This window comes from Kribbella sp. NPDC023855, assembly GCF_040639475.1.
Taxonomy (GTDB): Bacteria; Actinomycetota; Actinomycetes; order Propionibacteriales; family Kribbellaceae; genus Kribbella.
This window is the reverse complement of record NZ_JBFAAA010000003.1, coordinates 788,704-807,309: the sequence shown is the minus strand read 5'-3', so window position 1 is coordinate 807,309 and position 18,606 is coordinate 788,704. Positions and strand designations below refer to the sequence as shown.

The window sequence follows — 18,606 nt, the reverse complement described above, 5'->3', positions numbered from 1 at the left end:
CTGGTGGCAACTACGCCTTGAGGGGTGGAGCCGGTGGTGGGGGTGGGGCAGGTTCGGGTGCTGGTTTGCAGGGGCTGGCATTCAAAGGGGTGGCGTATGACGTTGGGACTGGGTTCTTGGGGGATGACAGTCGGGTGCGGTGGAGCCGGGGTTTGATGCGCGGTGAGATTCGGGCGATCCGGGAGCAGTTGCATGCCAACTGGGTGAGTGTTTACGGCAGCGACGTCGGTCGGCTGCGGGAGACGGCTGAGGAGGCGCTCAGGATCGGGTTGACGGTTTCGGTGCAGCCTCGGGCGTTTGATCGGCCGCAGGAGGATGCGCTGGAGCAGTTGCGGCAGACCGCGGTGGAGGCTGAGAAGCTGCGCCGGCGGTACAAGCCTGAAGTGATCCTGGTGATCGGCTGCGAGTTCATGTTGTTCACGCCGGGGATCGTGCCGGGGGCGAACTTCTTCGAGCGGGTCGAGTACCTGACCAAGGGCGAGTTCGACATGGCCGAGCTGCAGCGGAAACTCAGCACCTACGTCGCGACAGCGGTCAAGGTTGCCCGCAGCAACTTCACGGGACGGATCACGTACGGCGCCGCCGCGGACCTGGAGCGGATCGACTGGTCGCTGTTCGACATCGTCGGCCTGGACTACTACTCCTACCACGCCGATCGGGCCGCTCACGCCCAGGAGCTGGCACCGTTCCGGCGGTGGAACAAGCCGATCATGATCCTGGAGTTCGGCTGCTGCACCTTCACCGGCGCACCGGAGATGGGCGGGATGGGCTGGGAGATCGTCGACTTCGAGAAGGATCCGCCGGAGATCAAGCCTGGCTACTACCGCGACGAGCAGGAGCAGGCCGACCACCTCCGCACCATGCTCGAGGTCTTCACCGAGGAGGGTTTCCTGGGCGCCGCGCCGTACACGTTCATCTCGCCCGACGCGCCGCACCGCAAGGAGCGCCGGTACGACGAGGACATCGCCGCGTTCAGTCTCTGCAAGGTGATCCGGCAGACCTCCTCGGACCCAGCCTCGAAGTACCGCTGGGAGCCGAAGAAGTCCTTCCACGCGGTCAGCCGCTTCTACGCCACCTGCTGAATCAGACGGTGGTCAGGACCGGTTCGCGGGAGCTTGCGGTGCGGCGGTGGCGGTCCAGGAGGCCGGAGGTGATGGCTGCTGTGAGGCCGGCGGTGGCTAGGGCGGCGCCGACCCAGTTGGGGGCGGTGTAGCCGAGGCCGTGCTCGATGGTGAGGCCGCCGAGGTAGGCGCCGACCGCATTGCCGAGGTTGAAGGCGGCGATGTTCGCCGCGGACGCGAGAGCCGGTGCGCCGGCCGCCTTGTCCATCACTCGCTTCTGCAGTGGTGCCACCGTCGCGAAGCCGGCCGCGCCGAACAGCGCGATCGTGAGTGCCGACGACACTCGTCCATGCGCAGAGAAGACGAAGGCCAGCAGTACGACGGCGAGCAACGCCAGGATCGCGTACAGGCTGGGCATCAACGAGCGATCGGCTGCCTTGCCGCCGAGCAGGTTGCCGACCACCAGGCCGCCGCCGAACAGCACCAGCAACCAGGTGACGGCACCGGACGAGAAGCCGGCCACCTCGGTCATCATCGGCGCGATGTAGGTGAAGGACGCGAACACTCCGGCGAACCCGAGCGCGGTCATCGCCAGCGCCAGCCAGACCTGCAGATTGCGGAAGACTGCCAGTTCGCGGCGCAGCCCGGGCCCTTCGCTCACGCTCTGCCGGGGAACGAGGAACACGATGCCGAGCAACCCGACCACCCCGAGCACGGTGACCGCCCAGAAGGTGGATCGCCAGCCGAACTGCTGACCGAGCGCAGTACCACCCGGTACTCCGAAGACGTTCGCCACCGTCAGGCCGGTGAACATCAGCGCGATCGCACTGGCCTGCTTGGCCTTCGGAACCAGCGACGCGGCGACGACCGAGCCGACGCCGAAGAAGGCGCCGTGCGACAGCGCCGCCACGATCCGCCCGGTCATCAGGACGCCGTACGTCGGGGCGAGCGCGGAGATCAGGTTGCCCGCGATGAACACGCCCATCAGTGCGACGAGCACGGTCTTGCGGGAGATCTTGGACCCGATCGCGGTCAGCAAAGGAGCACCGACCACGACGCCGAGGGCGTAACCGGAGATCAGCAGGCCGGCCGACGGGATGCTGACCCCGAAGTCGGTGGCGACCTCCGGCAGCAGGCCCATGATGACGAATTCGGTGGTGCCGATCCCGAAGGCACCGATGGCCAGTGCCAACAACGCGGCAGGCATGACGGGGTTTCTCCTCGAATGTAGTCTTGTGACTGTTACCGGCGTCCGCGATAGTTGCAGACGCGGGCTATTGCATGAGCTTCATACTGCCTCATGCAAGGGTATTGTTCAAGCGAGAAGCCGAGGAGGGGCCGTGGGGCTACCAGATGACGCTGCTGAGGCGCGCGCTCAGGGATGGCGGACGCTGGCCGCGCTGCACGCCCGGATCGAGGACGAGCTGGAGCGCGCCCTGCAGAAGCAGCACGGGCTGTCGGTCAGCGAGTACTCCGTCCTGGACGTCCTCGCCCGGCAGGACGAGCACCACCTGCGGATGAACCAGCTGTCGAACGCCGTGGTGCTCAGCCAGTCGGCGACAACTCGCCTGGTGAACCGGCTCGAAGACCGCAAGCTGCTGGAGCGCTACCTCTGCCCCACGGACCGCCGCGGCATCTACACCGAGGTCACCGAGGCCGGCCGCGCCCTACTCGCCGAGGCCGAGCCCACGCACAACGAAGTACTGACCGACGCCCTGCAGAAGGCCGCAGAGTTCCCGGAGTTGGCTCCCTTGGTCGACGCGCTCGCCAAACTCGCCCTTCCCACCGCGGTGCCCGCAAAGGTCTAACTCAACCACTGGCCTGATCAGTCAGTGGCGGGTGCGGAAGTTCGCCAGGACTTGCGGGCCGGCCGGGTCGATGACGGCGATCCGGCCGTCCAGGGTCCCGAGCGCGAGCAGCCCGTCATGGTCGCGGAGGTGCGGGGAAGTGGCCTGGTCGACACGGGCGACCTGGCGGCCGTCGTACTCGATGGTCAGTGGATCGCCCTCGACTTGGCCGAGGTACGCGAGTGCCTTACCGCTGCTGGCCAGCCAACGGGTCAGCAGTTCGCGCTTGGTCGGGTGTCCGTTGCGGTCGTACGACGTGAGGCTGTCCCCGTCGGCGACCACGAACCGGTCTGGCAGGAGTGCTTGCGACTCCGTCAGGATGTCTCGCGGCAGGTTGCGACGCACCCGAAGCGTCATCGAGGGCAGCTGCCAGCGGAGCAGCTGGAGTTGCGGTTCCTGGGTGGAGTTCGCGGGCATCACCGTGACGACCGCGGTCAGCAGGTCTGGGGTGCGGTTGATCGCCACGACTCCGTGCTGGGGATCCAGCTCGCGCCACACGGTCCGCGGCCGGCTCGACAGGGTGTCGACGAACGCGAGACCGGTCTCGTCGATCACGGTGACCAGCCCACCGTCGTACGAGGGAAGCAGATGCCAAGGTGGCAGCGTGGTCCAGCGCCGGATCGTTCTAGTGGCCAGGTCGAGCCGGTGGATCGTCTGGAGCGAATCGCTTCTGGTGACGAGCAGCGCGGTGCCACCATGGTCCGCGACCACCAGCGAGTGCACCGGCAGGTCCCAGCTGGCTCGCGTGCGGCCGTCGTGGGTGAGCAACCGGACTCCGTGATCGCCATGCGCGACCAGTACTGCGCCCCCGCGCAGCGCTGCCGCGTCGTGCACGGGGAGTCCGCCGGGCCCGTCGTCGAGCGTGAAGCGCATTGACTTGCCCCGACTCGACGACCTCATCGGTACGCGAGGCAGGTCGGCCCGGAGCAGGGGGTCGCAGCGGTCGCGCAGTACTGCGATGGCGCGGCGGGCGGTGTTGTCGTCGGTGGCGCCAGCTCGCAGGAGCGATCGAAGGGCGGCGCTGGCCAGCCGCTTGTCCTGGGCCCGATCCGTACTACGCAAGGCGACCAGCGCGAACGTGAATCGTTGCCGCGCCTCCGCGTCGTCGGATTCGAGCAGGGCCACCGCACGGTCGATGTTCTCGGGCGTCGGGTACTCCGTCGCCAGGTAGGCGAAGAGCTGGGCGGCTCGCGGCCCACCCATCGCCATACCGGCGGCGATGTCGGGCACGACGCTCGATCGAAGGTCGGCATCGGGCCAGGCGGCCTCCACTGCGGCAACGGGATCTCCCGCGTCGCGGCAGTACTGGATCCAGGCCCGGCGTAGCTCCTGGGCCTGCTCCGCGTCGACTCGGTGGAGACGCTCGATACCGGTCGCGAACGCTCCCGTACGCCGGGCGAAGTCGACGGCTCGATCGCGATCGCCCGCGCGCCACCACAGCCTGATGACCAGGGCGGCTTCAAGTTCCTGGTTCTCGGCCAGTTGGGCGGCGAGACGGAGACGATCGTGCCGTTCCAGTACGTCGACGGCGGCGCGGGTGTCGTTCAGGAGGTCGGCGTAGACGAAGGCTGCCTGGTCGGGCCGGCCGGTGCGTTCGAGTTCGCGGGCGGCGTCGAGGTAGAGCTTCTCGAGCCGTTCGTAGGTGGTGGGGAAATCGCCGAACTCCGCAGCGATGCCGCGGGAGGTGCTGCCGGGGGTGAGGGAGGTTCGGGGCTGGGGGAGCCGGAGGGTCCTGAGCCGGCCGATGGACGGACCGTTGAGGCCGATCGCGTCCCGCAGCGCCTGGTCGAAGTCCCGCTGCTCGAACCGGCGGGTCAGCTCCTCGAGGTAGCGCTGCTGAGCGCGGTTGACGAAGTGCCCGGCCGGCGAGCGCCGGATCATCGTCGACCACAGCCTCCGGAGCAGCCCGGGACCGCTGGGTTGGCCGGTTGGTGATGCGCCGGCGCCTGCTTCCGGCCGACCGGCCGCGCCGGAGCTTCCTTTGAACCGTCTGATCAAGACGCCCAGGACGATGATCAGCGCCACCGTGCGCACCGTGTGCAGAAGATCGTCGGCGGTGCCGAGCATCACGACGCAGACGACCAGCACCAGACCGGCGAGGGAGGCAAGGATCCAGAGCAGCCGGATGACGGACGGCGGAGTGCCTTCGGGAGAACCTGTGGCCCACCCGGCGCGGGCGGACGCGGGGTTGCGCCAACCGCGACGGGCCGCGAGACCCGGCCAACCGCGGCTGGCCGTGAAGCCGAAGCGGCCGTGGTGGGGTGGTTGGTCGAGGGTGTCGCGGAAGTCTTCGGCGGTCTTGGTGGGGCGGCCGACGTGGGCGGCGCCTCTGAGGTCTGGTGGCGGGGTGGTGATCGCCTCGACCGGGACCTCGGCGGTCTCGGGGGCTCGGTCGAGAGGTTTCAGGTGGTGGATGGTGAGGCTGCTGAGATCGACCCAGGTGCTGGTGTCGACCGACTGCGTCGCCGCCCAGGCGATCGAGACGGTCTCACCGGCGATCGGCAGCGTGATGGTGTCCGTGCCGCCAGAGGCAGCTGCGGAGCCGCCTCGGGACTCGGAGGATGCCGGGGAGTCGGTGGTGGTGGCGTGGGAGTGCTGCGTGGACCAGCCGGTCGGGGTTCTGGTGAGCGGCAGGCCCGGCGCCCGTTCTGCGCGTACCGGAACCGGCTCGGGAAGCGTCAGCAGCCAGCTGCCGTCGGGGAGCGCACGCAAGGTCGAGCCGGGCTGCCAATGAGTGAGTACTCGGCGGCGGGCCTCGGCCGGACCGATCGTCGGTACGTCGAAGAGCAGCGCGGCGGCGAGCGTCGTACCGCGGAAGGGGACGTGGGCAGTCACTCGTCACCGCGCAGGGTGGCCACGAGGGTGTTGTCGGTCAGGTCGACGACGTCGACGCGGTGCTCGAGTTCGATGGCCAGGAGTGGGGCGAACGGGTGCAGGGACGGGGTGCGCAGTACGCCGGAAAAGTGGGGCAGCGCACGGTCGTCGGTCAGGGTGCAGAGCTGGATCGTGCCGTCGGCCGGGGTGAAGCACAGCAGGGTGGGCGAACGTTCGAGGGTGAGCAGACCGAAGGGTTTCGCGCCGGGGGGAACGTGGATCGGGATGTCGGCCCGTTGGTCTTGGGGAGAGATCAGCCACGCATCGCCGTCGTGGCGGGCGATGAGGTCGTTCTGTCCGAAGATCACCGGTTCGGTGGACGTCCGGGGCTCGTCCAGCTTGTGGCCGGCGGCCACTGCGACGACGGGCAGTTCCTCGGGTGGTTCGGTGGGATGCAGTCGCCACCAGCGGTCGCCGAGCGGGCAGATCAGTGCACCGGCGGAGAAGTACAGCGGTGGAAGATCGCGCGCTGCGAGGTCGTTGAGGTCGGCAACGGTCAGGCGCAGCTCGGAGACTTGGACGGAGAGCCGGTCCAGTCTGCCCAGGACCTTGCCGATCACCTCGACCTGCAGGCTCTGGCCGATCAGCACCAGCGCGACGACACGCCTGCTGAAGACGGCGGCGGCAACCACCGTTCCACCGAGTCGGTAGTGCCGCGGCTTGGCCGATTCGCTCTCCACGGTAAGGGCAACCAGCTCGGCCAAGTCGTTGCCTCGGGCAAGTAGGCGGCGAGGTGCGCCGGTGAAGGCCGCGAACCGCGTTCTACCGCCACCGGAGGCGGTGGCGACCGCAGGACCAGCTTGTAGTGCGGCGCCCCGCAAAGCCCGGATGGCCAGGTCACGCCGCGGCAGCGCGAGCTCGATCCGATCACCGCCCAGCCGTACTTCGGCAGCCGTAGGCCCGTCGTCGCCCCATGCCGCCTCGCGGCTCACCAGCAGCCGACGTCGCCCGGGGAGCTGCTTGGCCAGCCGTGGCCCGGCCAGCACCCAGAGCTCCTCGTCGCCGCCTTCCCAGTGCTCGATCTCGGCCGGATCAGGCTCCTCGGCACGCCTGGCAGTGACCCAGTTCGCCAGTACGGCGGTGGGCTCGCCGCCCTGCCACGCCCCAGGCTCATCACCAAGAATCCCGATCGACAACTCATGTCCTCGCGCAGTGGCCCGCCGCAACAGCACGATGAGCGCCGCCAACTGCACCAACCGCCCAGCCCCGAGCTGGTCGGGCCCGCAGTCAATCAGTACTGCGACGCCGGCCCGCTGCCGGTCCTGCTGGTACGCCGGCTCCAGGTACAGCAGCTCAGCATTCGCCGCACGCCGGAGAAACTCATCCGGTACTGCGTCAGCCAGCGCCCACTCGGATATGAGCAACCTGGCCGGTGAGCCGTGCCGGGTGATCCCGTCGTACCCGTCGAGCGGCCCGTGCGTGCCGGACCCCACGTCCTGCCGGGTGATCAGCTGGTCGAGCTGGCGGACGAGAGGGCCGAGCGCGATGGCGAGCTCGGGATCGAGTGGAGCTAACGCTTCGCCCCACGGCTGCAGGCCCGGAGGTAGCTGCACGTCAACCGCCCAGCAGGGCAGGGTCGGCCGGACGACGCGGAGCCTGCGACATCAGCAGCCGATCCGGCAGGAGCACCGTCAACTCAGCCGCGGGCAAAGCGGCACGGAGCAAACCAAGCGGAGGCCTCGGCATCGAGATGGTCGGAACGAGTACGCCGCTGTCCCAGCCGAGATAGATCGCACCATCGGCCCACGGCAGATCGTTGCCCAGCACAACCAACCAGTCGTCGCCGGCAACGGCTCGCAGGTCTTGGCCTGACAGTCGCGCAGCAGTTGCTTTGCGCAACGGAGCGAGTGCCGCGCCGGTGGCCACCACCGCGGCCGGGGCAAGTGGCGGTTCGCGTCGTACCCATTCCAGCTGCATCGGGAGCGTCACGGCTGGAGCTTGGTGAGCAGTTTGTCACGCAGATCCGCCAGGGCAGGCGAGAGGTCGGAGTGCGCGAAGCCGGCGTCGATTTCCCGCAGCGTGGCCTCCAGACGCAGCCGGGTGTCAGGGTCGGCGGGCTGACCGTCGAGAAGGGTGAGCAGCTCGGAACCTGTCTGGCAGAGGCGTTCCGCCCGAGCCGCGGGACCGCGGGAGAGCTCCTCCGCGGAATGCACCAGGCTCGCGTTGCGGGACCCCGTCAGCAGATCCGCGAGAGTCTCCCGAGCTAGCACCTGCGTGTCAGCGGTCGGCGCGATCAAAGGCAGGACCCAGAGGTCGGCCTCGGAGGCGACCGGCCGTCCATCCAGGACCGCGGCAGCCGCGATCAACCGCTGGGCCCGGACCGCACGGCGGTCGCTCAGCGCGATACCGGCTCCGCGCAACCGGCGGATCGCAGTACCGAGGAGCGGGCGAACGCCGGTCATGTCGACCGCCAGAGCCTCGGCGGACAACCGGTCTACGGAGGCCAGCAGGTCTCCGGCCGGTGTTGCCGAACTTGGGCGCGACTGCCAGCCGACCTCGAGGAGCTCTTCCAGGCGGGCGTCCGCGACCGGTTCGACGAAGATCCGGGCCAGGAACCGGTCCGCGAAGGCGGCCAGCGTGTGATCCTCGGGCAGGGTGTTGGCAGCGCCCACGCAGACCCGTAGCGGAACCGTGCGGGCGGTGCTGCCGCGGCGGAAGGTCCGCTCGTTGAGTACGCCGAGCAGGGTGTTCAGGATGGCGGTCGAGCCGAGGAAGACCTCGTCCAGGAAGGCGATCTCCGCCTCCGGCAGCATCCCGGTGGTCTCGATCTCGACGACACCCTCGCGCAGCCGCCGCAGGTCGACCGGCCCGAAGATCTCGTTCGGCTCGGTGAAGCGACCGAGCAGGTACTCGAAGTAGCGGCCGCCGAGTTCGGTCGCGACCCGGCGGACGGCCTCGGACTTCGCCGTACCGGGAGCTCCGATCACCAGCAGGTGCTCGCCCGCGACCGCGCACAGCACCACCACTTCGGCGATCAGTTCCCGATCGACCAGCCCGGCCCGGGCCAGACCTACCGCTGTCTTGACCGCACGGGCATCGACCTCGAGTGACATGGGGCGGAGTCTAAGCGGCGCCGGGACGCCAGGTTTTCCACAGGTGGTCAGCGCCCGGTCAGCTTCGGCCAGACGGTGGTCAGTACTTCGATGAACGCGGTGGCGAGCGGGTCGGGGGTGCCACGGGTGTAGGCGGTGAGGGGGCGAGTGGTGGGTGGGTCGGTTCGTAGTACGTGGCCGTCGAAGCCGGGCGGGAGGATGTTGGCGGGGACCAGGGCCGGACCGAGACCGGCGGCGGCCAGGGCGGGGGCGGCGGCCGTCTGCTCGATGTGGACCGCGGCTCGGGGCTCGAACCCGGCTTTCGCACAGGCTTGGTTCAGTACGTCGGCCAGTCCGTGACCCGGCGTGTAGTGCACCCAGCTGCGGTCGGCCAAGTCGCTGAGGCGGATGCTCGTCCCTTTTGCGGCGGGATCGTCGGAGCCGACGACCACGACCAGCTCCTCCTCACCCAGGACCTGGGTGGTGCCCGGCCAGTTCGCCGGCTCGGGGCCGACCGCGAGATCCGCCTGACCTGCACGCATGGCGTCGGCCAGCTCGTCGGTGTGCCGATGCTCGAAGAGCCGGATGCCGACCTCTGGATGAGTCCGGCGCCAAGCCTTCAGAGCGGTCGGGAGGATGCCGAGGCTGATCGAGTACAGCGTCGCGATCTGCAGCTCACCGACCTCCAGCCCGGCCGCCTGGCGCGCGGCGCAGCCGGCCCGTTCGGCGTCGGCGAGAGCGGCCCGAGCGTGCGGGAGCATCGCGCGGCCGGTCGGGGTGAGCCGTACTGCGCGCGGGAGGCGCTCCAGCAGCGGGCCGCCCGCGGATCGCTCCAGCGCCCGGATCTGGTGAGAGAGGGCCGGCTGGGTGACGTGCAGGAGCTCGGCCGCCTTGGTGAACGAGCCCAGGTCGACGACGGCGACCAGATATTCGAGCTGTCGCAGCGTCGTCATGAACGCAGCTTATGGGAAGAGTGAAAAGTATGTCTTGGACTTATCCACAGGACAACCCACAGGCTGTGGGTATGGAACAGATGAAGCTCGCGCTGGTCGTCGGCGCGCGCGGAGTGATCGGGACCAATCTGGTCGAGTACTTGGAGTCGCTGCCGGACTGGCGGGTGGTCGGCCTGTCCCGGCGAGGCGGCGTGGACAGCGCCAGGGTTCGGCACGTCGCAGTTGATCTGCTGGATCCCGACGACACCCGCGCCAAGTTGTCCGGGCTGACGGACGTGACGCACGTCTTCTACGTCGCCTACCAGGATCGCCCGACCTGGGCCGAACTGGTCCCGCCGAACCTGGCCATGCTGGTGAACGTCGTCGACGCGATCGAGCCGGTCGCCCGCGGGCTGCGCCACGTCAGCCTGATGCAGGGGTACAAGGTGTACGGCGCACATCTCGGGCCGTTCAAGACGCCCGCTCGCGAGGACGATCCGCCGCACCTGCCGCCGGAGTTCAACGTCGACCAGCAGCGGTTCCTGGAGGAGCGCGCGGCCGGCGCGGACTGGGATTGGTCAGCCCTGCGGCCGTCCGTCGTCGGCGGAGTTGCCCTGGGCAACCCGATGAACTTGGCGGTCGGAATCGCTGTCTACGCGTCGATTTCGAAGGCTTCGGGCGTCCCGCTGCGCTTCCCTGGCAAGCCTGGCGCCTACAACACCCTGCTCGAAATGACCGATGCGGGTTTGTTGGCCAAGGCAACCGTCTGGGCGGCAACCTCGCCGGCCGCGGCGAATCAGGCGTTCAACATCACGAACGGCGACCTGTTCCGGTGGAACGAGCTCTGGCCGAAGCTGGCCGCGTGGTTCGGCCTGGAGGTCGCGCCGCCGTTGCAGATGTCGCTGGAGACCGTGATGGCTGACAAGGAACCACTCTGGAAGGAGCTCCAGGCGGCCCACGGCTTGGCCGCCACGTCGTACGCCGAGGTCTCGTCGTGGCCGTTCGCCGACTTCGTCTTCGGCTGGGACTACGACTTCTTCGCCGACGGGTCGAAGGCGCGGCGGGCCGGGTTCCACGAGTACGTCGACACCGAGGCGATGTTCATCGGCATCTTCGAGACCCTTCGCCGCGAGCGCATCATCCCCTGATCCGCACCAGGTGTGGCATGCTCCGGGCTGTGTCGGCTCAGGGATCAGGTCAGGTGTCGGGTCAGAGTGCGGGGCGCGTGCTGGCGTCCAACCTGCGGTTGCGACGGGACGAGCAGGCGATCTCACTGTCCGAGCTGGCGCGGCGGTCGGGGATCGCCAAGGGCACGTTGTCGCAGCTGGAGTCGGGCGCGGGGAACCCGACGCTAGAGACAGTGTTCAGCTTGTCGAACGCTCTGGGCGTCCCGGTCTCGTCACTGCTGAGTGAGCCGCCGGCCTCGGACCTGGTCCACGTGCGGTCGGCCGACGTCGAAGTACTGGCCGGTGACGCGGTGGATCTGCGGATGCTGCGGCGCCTGGAACAGCCGGGGTCGCTGCTGGAGATCTACGACCAGCAGATCCGGCCGGGGGCGGTGCAGCACTCCGCCGGGCACCCGGGGACCGAGCATCACGTAGTACTGGCCGGGCGGTTGCGGATCGGGGCGCAAGGGCAGCAGTTCGAGTTGAACGCCGGTGACTATCTGGCCTTCCGGGCGAACAGCGCGCACGAGTACGAGGCAATGGGCGGGCTGGTCCGGTCGGTTTTGCTGCTCGAGTACCCGCCGGACGTCCAGCCGGCGCCGATCGACGGGCTCCACCTCAGCTGAGACCCGGCGTTGACCTCAGCGGTTGACGGACGTACGCTCGAATCGTTCATTTTACTGAACGGTCCAGTGAGAGGTCCGGATGGCTGAGGTCGACGTCGTGGTGGTCGGGGCAGGGATCGTCGGTGCGGCGTGCGCCGAGGCCCTGTCGGCTGCCGGCGTCCGGGTGCTCGTGCTCGATCGCGGCGCCCCGGCGAGCGGGACCACGGCCGCCGGTGAGGGCAACATCCTCGTCTCCGACAAGGGGCCCGGGCCCGAGCTCGACCTGGCGATCGCGTCGCGGGCGGAGTGGCTCGCACTACTGGACCGGTTGCCTGAGCGGGTCGCTGACGTGGAGTGGGAGCCGAAAGGCGGGCTGGTCGTTGCGACCGGCGAGCCTGGACCGCTGGAGGATTTCGCCGCGGCGCAACGAGGTGCTGGGGTCGATGCCCGGGTGATCAAGCCCGTGGACGCCTTTGAGTTGGAGCCGTTGCTGACCCGCGCCGTGACTGTTGCCGTGCACTACCCGGATGACGCCCAGCTCCAACCGGTGCTCGCGGCGACGGCTCTGCTGGCCGCAGTACGGGCCCGTGGTGGTTCGGTTCGCGGTGGTGTCACCGCCTTGTCCGTACTGCGATCCGCCGGCGGGCGGGTGACTGGGGTCGAGACGGACGCCGGGGTTGTTGCTTGTGGGGCCGTGGTCAATGCGTGTGGGCCGTGGGCGGGGGCGTTCAGTTCGCTGGCGGGTGCGCCGATCCAGATCCTGCCGCGCCGGGGGATGATCCTGGTGACTGCGCCGTTGCCGGAATGCGTTCGGCACAAGGTTTACGACGCGGATTACGTTGGTGCTGTGGGCAGTGGCGAGGCGGAGCTGCAGACGTCGACGGTGGTGGAGTCGACGCGAGCCGGCACGGTCCTGATTGGGTCGAGCCGCGAGCGTATCGGGTTCGACGACGCGGTACGGGTGAAGGTACTGCGGGAGTTGGCGCGCAAGGCTGTTGGACTCTTCCCGTTTTTGGGTGAGGTGCCGGTGATGCGGGCGTACGGCGGGTTCCGGCCTTATGCGCCGGATCATCTGCCGGTGATCGGGGCCGATCCGCGGGTCGAGGGGCTTTGGCATGCGACTGGGCATGAGGGTGCGGGGATTGGGTTGGCTGCCTCGACTGGGCGGTTGATCACTGAGCTCTTTGTTGGACTTGAACCGCATGTTGATCCGACGCCGTTCCGGGTCGACCGGCCTGCTCTGCTGGCTGCGGAGGGGGTGGCATGAGTCCGTACTTGCGCCCGGTTGAGGGCGATCCGGCTGAGCCGCGTCCTGGCGAGGGCATTGCGATCACGGTCGACGGTGAGCCGGTGGAGGCGGTGCCGGGGCAGAGTGTTGCGGCGGCGTTGATGGCTACTGGGCGGGATTCCTGGCGTACTACGCGCGATGGCGGGCGTGCGCGGGGTGTGTTCTGTGGGATCGGGGCTTGCTTTGACTGCTTGGTGGTGGTCAACGGGCTGCCGGACGTGCGGGCGTGTCAGCGGGTGGTTCGGGATGGTGACGAGGTCACTACGCAGCGGGGTGCTGAGCTGCCTGCTTCTGGTGGGGCGCGGGTGGGGGCGGCGACCGGCGTACGGCAGGTGCCTGTTGTTGTGGTGGGGGCTGGGCCCGCTGGGATGAGTGCGGCGGTGGCGGCGGCTGATGCTGGGAAGGCTGTGTTGCTGGTTGATGCTGCTGAGCGGGTTGGTGGGCAGTTCAATCGGCAGTTGCCGGAGGAGTTCCGGGCCGAACGGCCGGAGAAGCTTCAGCATGACTGGAAGGCCTTTGCGCGACTGCGGGACCGGATTGCGACTGATCCGAGGATCACGCATCTGACTGGTACTAGCGTTTGGGCGCTTGAGCGCCCTTCGTCTTCTGGTGGAGTGGTTTCGAGACTTTGGTTGCAGACCGGCGCGGCTGATGCGGCCGGGCGGCAGGTGTCGGCGGTGGAGACGCCGGCGCTGGTGCTGGCGACCGGGGCGTATGACCGGGTGTTGCCTTTCCCTGGGTGGGATCTGCCGGGCGTTTACAGCGCAGGAGCCGCGCAGGCGTTGGCGAAGGGGCAGCGGATCTCTGTTGGCCAGCGGGTTGTGGTCGCGGGGACCGGGCCGTTCCTGTTGCCGGTGGCGGAGTCGCTGGTCGGAGTCGGGGCCGAGGTCGTCGCGCTCCTGGAGGCCAACCACCTGGCGACCGTGGCGAAGGGCATGTTGTCAGATCCCCTTGCTGGCTCGGGAAAGCTCTCGGAGGCTGTTAGCTATGCGCGTCTGCTCGCGCGCCACCGGATTCCGCTCAGACACGGCCGCACGGTGGTCGCCGCCCACGGGACCGAGCGGGTTGAGGCTGTCACCATCGCCCGCCTCGACCGCGGGTGGAAGCCGATCCCCGGCACAGAAGAACGCGTCGAGGTCGACGCCGTCTGCCTAGGTTTCGGCTTCACCGCCAACCTGGAACTCGCCGTCTCCGCCCGCTGCTCCCTCACCGAGGGCCCGGACGGCGGCCCCGCAGTACAAGTAGACGAACACCAACAAACCACCACCCCCGGCATCTACGCCGCCGGCGAACTAACCGGCATAGGCGGAGCCGCCCTCGCAGCCGCCGAAGGCTGGCTAGCCGGCACAGCCGCCGCCTCGTCGCCTGCATCAACCTCGGTACGGCGATCTGTTGCTAAGGGCAAGCGGTTTGCCGAGGTGCTGGCGGCTGCTTATCCGGTGCGGGATGGGTGGGTGGGGTGGAGTGGCCCCGACACCGTGGTTTGTCGGTGTGAGGGGATTTCCAAGGGGGAAGTGGAGGAGGCGGTTGAGGCCCGCGATGTAGGTGGAAGTCGGAGTTTGAAGTTGAGTTGCCGGGCTGGGTTGGGGATGTGTCAGGGGCGGGTTTGTGGCCGGAGTGTGGCCGCGATCAGTGGAGTGCGTAGTGAGTACGGGCGGCCGGTCGCGCAGCCTGTGCGTTTGATGGATTTGGCCGCAGCGGAAATTCTGGAGGACTTGTGACTGAGAAGCTTGATGGTGTGATCGTGGCGACCGCGCTGCCGTATGCCGAGGATGCGGCTGCGCCGGCGGGCCTGCGGCCTGACTACGACCGGTACGCCGAGCACTGCCGCTGGCTGATCGAGAACGGCTGCCGCGGCGTCGGCCCGAACGGGTCGCTGGGCGAGTACTCGTCGCTCACCGACGACGAGCGGCGTCAGGTCGCCCGCACCGCGATCGAGGCTGTTGGCAACGACGGGATCGTGGTGGTCGGCGTACACGGCGCCGGTGCGCACCAGGCGCGCTCCTGGGCGGAGAAGGCAGCGGAGGACGGGGCGCACGGCGTACTGTGCCTGCCGCCGACCATGTACCGCGCCAACCGCGGCGAGGTGATCCACCACTTCACCGAGGTCGCCAAGGTGGGGCTGCCGGTGATGGTCTACAACAACCCGCACGACACCAAGGTCGACCTGACGCCCGATCTGCTCGCCGAGATCGCGGAGATCGACAACATCGTCGCGGTCAAGGAGTTCACCGGTGACGTCCGGCGCATCCTCGAGATCCGTGAGCTGGCACCGAACCTGACCGTCGTGGCCGGCGCCGACGACCTCACCCTGGAAGCGCTGCTGATGGGCGCGACCGGCTGGTTCGCCGGCTTCCCGAACGTCTTCCCGGCCGAGTCGGTCCGGCTCTACAACCTCGCCCTCGAAGGCAAGCTGCAGGAGGCACGCGCGCTGTACGAGCCGCTCGTCGCATCGTTCCGGTGGGACTCGCGGGTCGAGTTCGTGCAGGCGATCAAGTACGGCATGGACTACGTCGGCCGGTACGGCGGCCCGTGCCGTCCGCCGCGCGGACCGCTCGTGCCGGAGCACCTGGCCCAGCTGGAGCAGGACATGAAGAAGGCAGTGGAGTCGTTGCGATGAGGTCGATCCGGACCCTGAGCGCGATCGACTCGCACACCGAGGGGATGCCGACCCGGGTGATCACCGGTGGGGTCGGCGTCATCCCCGGCGCGACGATGGCCGAGCGGCGCGAGTACTTCCTGGCCCACGACGACGACCTGCGGCTGTTCCTGATGAACGAGCCGCGCGGTCACTCGGCGATGAGCGGCGCGATCCTGCAGCCGCCGACCCGGCCGGACGCCGACTGGGGTGTGCTCTACATCGAGGTCTCCGGCTGCCTGCCGATGTGCGGGCACGGCACGATCGGCGTCGCCACCGTGCTGGTCGAGTCGGGCATGGTCACGGTGACCGAGCCGCTCACCCAGGTCCGGCTGGACACCCCGGCCGGCCTGGTCGTGGCAGATGTTGCCGTCAGCAACGGCCGGGCCGAGCACGTGACGATCCGCAACGTACCGGCGTACTCGCATGCTCTGGATGCCACGGTCAAGGTGGACGGGCTCGGTGAGGTCACCTACGACATGGCGTACGGCGGAAACTTCTACGCGATCCTGCCGTTGGAGCAGCTCGGAATTCCGTTCGACCGGTCGGAGAAGGACCGGATCCTGCGGGCCGGGCTGGACATCATGGACGCGATCAACGCCACCGACCGGCCGATCCACCCGCTGGACCCGTCGATCAACGAGTGCAAGCACGTCCAGTTCACCGCACCCGGCGCGGGCGGGGCGCACTCGCGCAACGCGATGGCGATCCATCCCGGCTGGTTCGACCGGTCGCCCTGCGGTACCGGGACGTGCGCCCGGATGGCCCAGCTGCATGCCCGGGGCGAGCTCGGCCTCAACGAGGACTTCGTCAACGAGTCCTTCATCGGCACCCGCTTCACCGGCCGGCTCCTCGAGGAAACCACAGTCGGCGACCACACGGCCGTAGTACCAACCGTCACCGGCCGCGCCTGGATCACCGGAATGGGCCAGTACCTCCTCGACCCCACCGATCCTTTCCCGACCGGCTTCGTGCTCTAGACGAAGCGGAGTTGCTGGCCGGGGCGGAGTTGGGCGCAGGCGTCGAGGTCTGCGCCGGCTACGTAGGCGATGACGGGGTAGCCGCCGGTGACAGGGTGGTCGGCGAGGAACAGGACGGGGAGGCCGGAGGGTGGGATTTGGAGGGCGCCTAGGGCCATGCCTTCGCTGGGGAGTTCGCCTTCGCGGAGGCGTTGCAGGGGCGTGCCTTCGAGTCGTACGCCGATTCGGTTGCTGTTGCTGCTGACGGTGTAGGTCTGGCCGAGCAGCGCGCCTTCGGGGAACCAGTCCTGCCGCGGCCCAGGAGTCACCCGTACTACGACCTCGCCCGCTGCCGGGTCGGCCACCGGAGCGAGGTCGACGCCTGGCATCGGTCCGTGCTCGCAGCCGACGGGCAACACGTCGCCGGCTTGCAATGGCGCCGGACCCAACCCCGACAACAGATCGGTCGACCGCGATCCGAGCACTGGCGGAACAGCAAAACCACCCCGTACTGCGACGTACGTCCGCAACCCACTTCGCGGCGGACCGAGCCGCAGTACGCCGCCTGCTCGTACCGTGGTCGGCGCGTTGAGCGGCACACCCGCACAGGGCGCGCCGGTCACGGCAATCACCACGTCCGCCTCCGCCCGCAACACCAATCCGCCGAAGGTCACCTCGATCGCAGCTACCCCGTCAGCGTTACCCACAAGCCGATTCGCCAACTCGTAGGACCGCTGATCACACGCCCCGGACCGCGGCACCCCCAACGCCGCCTGCCCAACTCGCCCCCGATCCTGAACAGTCGCCAACGGCCCCGTCTCCAGCACAGTCAGTTTCGTCATCAGCTGCTCACGAAGCGGACGCGGCGGCCGGGTTGGAGGAGGGCTGCGGGGTCGCGGTTTTGGTCGAAGATCTGGAGGGTTGTGTGGCCTAGGAGTTGCCAGCCGCCCGGGGATTCGCGGGGGTAGACGCCGCTGAATTCGCCGGCCAGGGCTACCGAGCCGGGCGGGACCTTGGTGCGGGGAGTTTTGCGGCGGGGGATGTCCCAGGTGCCGGTGCCGGTGAGGTAGCCGAAGCCGGGGGCGAAGCCGCAGAAGGCTACCGTCCAGTGCTCGCTGGTGTGGCGTTCGATCACCTCGTCGACCGAGCAGCCGAGGAGTTCGGCCAGGTCGGGGAGGTCCTCGCCGTCATAGATCACCGATATCTCGATCAGCTCGCCAGCAGCCTGCTCACCGGCGACCGGCCGTACTGCGCGCAACGCCCGAGTCAACGCATCCAGGTTGGAGTCGTCGGTCGTGACCAGGACGGTCCGTGCCGCCGGGACGATGTCGACGACACCGGCGGGTGGTGCAGCGGACAGCGCGGCGTAGTACCCGAGGACCTGGTCGAGATCCTCGAGTTCCACCAGTACGGCGTGGTCGCCGGCGGGCAGGATGCGCATCAGCGGGCGAACGGGGTCAGTGTGACGCCCGCTCCCTCCAGTGCCTTGCGGACCTGTTGGGCGATCTCGACAGCGCCCGGGGTGTCGCCGTGGACGCAGATCGAGTTCGGCCGCAACGTCAGCGACCCACCCGAGCTGTCCCGGATCGCCCCGCCGGTCGCCATCGCAGTACAGCGGGCCGCGATCTCCGCGCCGTCGTGCAGCACCGACCCGGCCTCACGCCTGGACACCAACGTGCCCTCCGGCGTGTAGGCCCGGTCGGCGAACGCCTCGTGAACGACGGTCAGCCCCGCTTCGGCGGCGAGCCGGAGCCAAGCCGAGCCGGGCAGACCGAGCACCGGCAAGCCGGCGTCGTAGTCGACGATCGCGCCGACCACGGCCGCTGCTTGCTCCTCGTGCGTGCCGATCGTGTTGTAGAGCGCCCCGTGCGGTTTCACGTACCGGACCCGGTCGCCCGCGATCCGGGCGAACGCGTCCAGCGCACCGAGCTGGTAGACGACCTCGTCGCGCAGTACGGCGGGTTCGACGTCGAGGAAGCGGCGGCCGAAACCGGGCTTGTCGTCGTACCCGACGTGCGCGCCGATCGCGACGCCGCGCTCGACCGCCTGGCCGGTGACCCGGCGCATGATCGAGGGATCACCGGCGTGGAAGCCGCAGGCGACGTTGGCGCTGGTGACGACGTCGAGCAACGCGGTGTCGTCGCCCATCGTCCACGAGCCGAAGCCCTCACCGAGATCGGCATTGAGATCCATCAGACCGCTCC

17 protein-coding genes are annotated in these 18,606 nt (G+C 68.8%); 8 read left to right on the top strand and 9 right to left on the bottom strand.

The window, feature by feature from the left end:
• Nucleotides 1-155 precede the first annotated feature (155 nt).
• Nucleotides 156-1,082, top strand: a complete 927-nt coding sequence (locus AB0F51_RS14715) for a hypothetical protein (RefSeq protein ID WP_360279402.1) — start codon at nucleotides 156-158, stop codon at nucleotides 1,080-1,082.
• A 1-nt stretch (nucleotide 1,083) separates the two neighbouring features.
• Here the strand turns inward: AB0F51_RS14715 and AB0F51_RS14710 are convergent, their stop codons facing one another.
• Nucleotides 1,084-2,268 (bottom strand): MFS transporter, encoded by a 1,185-nt coding sequence (locus AB0F51_RS14710; RefSeq protein WP_360279400.1) that lies wholly within the window; start codon nucleotides 2,266-2,268, stop codon nucleotides 1,084-1,086.
• A 133-nt stretch (nucleotides 2,269-2,401) separates the two neighbouring features.
• Here AB0F51_RS14710 and AB0F51_RS14705 point away from each other — a divergent pair, with 133 nt between their 5' ends.
• The gene (locus AB0F51_RS14705) at nucleotides 2,402-2,869 is read left to right on the top strand and encodes a MarR family transcriptional regulator (protein ID WP_360279397.1); all 468 of its coding nucleotides are present in this window, start codon (nucleotides 2,402-2,404) and stop codon (nucleotides 2,867-2,869) included.
• Nucleotides 2,870-2,890: 21 nt separating this feature from the next.
• Here AB0F51_RS14705 and AB0F51_RS14700 read toward each other — a convergent pair whose 3' ends face one another.
• The 5 genes from AB0F51_RS14700 to AB0F51_RS14680 are packed head-to-tail and all read right to left on the bottom strand — an operon-like array spanning nucleotide 2,891 to nucleotide 9,767.
• Entirely contained in the window at nucleotides 2,891-5,743 is a 2,853-nt protein-coding gene (locus AB0F51_RS14700; protein ID WP_360279394.1) for a bpX6 domain-containing protein, read from the bottom strand.
• A complete protein-coding gene (locus tag AB0F51_RS14695; RefSeq protein ID WP_360279392.1) occupies nucleotides 5,740-7,335 on the bottom strand; it encodes a hypothetical protein in 1,596 nt (531 codons plus the stop codon). Before AB0F51_RS14695 ends, AB0F51_RS14700 begins: the two co-directional genes overlap by 4 nt.
• Before the next feature lies 1 nt (nucleotide 7,336).
• Complete coding sequence (locus AB0F51_RS14690) at nucleotides 7,337-7,711, bottom strand: hypothetical protein (protein WP_360279389.1); 375 nt, start codon at nucleotides 7,709-7,711, stop codon at nucleotides 7,337-7,339.
• Nucleotides 7,708-8,835, bottom strand: coding sequence for an AAA family ATPase (locus AB0F51_RS14685; RefSeq protein ID WP_360279387.1), 1,128 nt, complete (start codon nucleotides 8,833-8,835; stop codon nucleotides 7,708-7,710). The genes AB0F51_RS14690 and AB0F51_RS14685 overlap by 4 nt, the downstream gene beginning before the upstream one ends.
• Before the next feature lie 47 nt (nucleotides 8,836-8,882).
• Nucleotides 8,883-9,767, bottom strand: a complete 885-nt coding sequence (locus tag AB0F51_RS14680; protein ID WP_360279384.1) for a LysR family transcriptional regulator — start codon at nucleotides 9,765-9,767, stop codon at nucleotides 8,883-8,885.
• 71 nt (nucleotides 9,768-9,838) lie between these two features.
• Here AB0F51_RS14680 and AB0F51_RS14675 point away from each other — a divergent pair, with 71 nt between their 5' ends.
• The 6 genes from AB0F51_RS14675 to AB0F51_RS14650 all read left to right on the top strand — a co-directional run bounded on the left by AB0F51_RS14675 (nucleotide 9,839) and on the right by AB0F51_RS14650 (nucleotide 16,423).
• Nucleotides 9,839-10,894, top strand: coding sequence for an SDR family oxidoreductase (locus AB0F51_RS14675; protein ID WP_360279382.1), 1,056 nt, complete (start codon nucleotides 9,839-9,841; stop codon nucleotides 10,892-10,894).
• Between the two features lie 53 nt (nucleotides 10,895-10,947).
• Nucleotides 10,948-11,538 carry an XRE family transcriptional regulator gene (locus AB0F51_RS14670; protein WP_360279379.1) on the top strand — a complete coding sequence of 197 codons (591 nt, stop codon included), beginning with the start codon at nucleotides 10,948-10,950 and terminating at the stop codon, nucleotides 11,536-11,538.
• 79 nt (nucleotides 11,539-11,617) lie between these two features.
• Nucleotides 11,618-12,784, top strand: coding sequence for an FAD-binding oxidoreductase (locus tag AB0F51_RS14665; RefSeq protein ID WP_360279377.1), 1,167 nt, complete (start codon nucleotides 11,618-11,620; stop codon nucleotides 12,782-12,784).
• The gene (locus AB0F51_RS14660; RefSeq protein WP_360279374.1) at nucleotides 12,781-14,526 is read left to right on the top strand and encodes an FAD-dependent oxidoreductase; all 1,746 of its coding nucleotides are present in this window, start codon (nucleotides 12,781-12,783) and stop codon (nucleotides 14,524-14,526) included. The genes AB0F51_RS14665 and AB0F51_RS14660 overlap by 4 nt, the downstream gene beginning before the upstream one ends.
• The gene (locus AB0F51_RS14655) at nucleotides 14,523-15,425 is read left to right on the top strand and encodes a dihydrodipicolinate synthase family protein (protein WP_360279371.1); all 903 of its coding nucleotides are present in this window, start codon (nucleotides 14,523-14,525) and stop codon (nucleotides 15,423-15,425) included. The genes AB0F51_RS14660 and AB0F51_RS14655 overlap by 4 nt, the downstream gene beginning before the upstream one ends.
• Nucleotides 15,422-16,423 carry a proline racemase family protein gene (locus AB0F51_RS14650; protein ID WP_360279369.1) on the top strand — a complete coding sequence of 334 codons (1,002 nt, stop codon included), beginning with the start codon at nucleotides 15,422-15,424 and terminating at the stop codon, nucleotides 16,421-16,423. The genes AB0F51_RS14655 and AB0F51_RS14650 overlap by 4 nt, the downstream gene beginning before the upstream one ends.
• Here the strand turns inward: AB0F51_RS14650 and AB0F51_RS14645 are convergent.
• Genes AB0F51_RS14645 through AB0F51_RS14635 form a run of 3 tightly spaced genes read right to left on the bottom strand, consistent with a single transcriptional unit; the run spans nucleotide 16,420 to nucleotide 18,595 of the window.
• Nucleotides 16,420-17,244 carry a biotin-dependent carboxyltransferase family protein gene (locus AB0F51_RS14645; protein ID WP_360279367.1) on the bottom strand — a complete coding sequence of 275 codons (825 nt, stop codon included), beginning with the start codon at nucleotides 17,242-17,244 and terminating at the stop codon, nucleotides 16,420-16,422. The genes AB0F51_RS14650 and AB0F51_RS14645 overlap by 4 nt on opposite strands.
• Nucleotides 17,244-17,843 (bottom strand): allophanate hydrolase subunit 1, encoded by a 600-nt coding sequence (locus tag AB0F51_RS14640; protein WP_360279364.1) that lies wholly within the window; start codon nucleotides 17,841-17,843, stop codon nucleotides 17,244-17,246. The genes AB0F51_RS14645 and AB0F51_RS14640 overlap by 1 nt, the downstream gene beginning before the upstream one ends.
• Nucleotides 17,843-18,595 (bottom strand): 5-oxoprolinase subunit PxpA, encoded by a 753-nt coding sequence (locus AB0F51_RS14635; protein ID WP_360279361.1) that lies wholly within the window; start codon nucleotides 18,593-18,595, stop codon nucleotides 17,843-17,845. The genes AB0F51_RS14640 and AB0F51_RS14635 overlap by 1 nt, the downstream gene beginning before the upstream one ends.
• Nucleotides 18,596-18,606 lie beyond the last annotated feature (11 nt).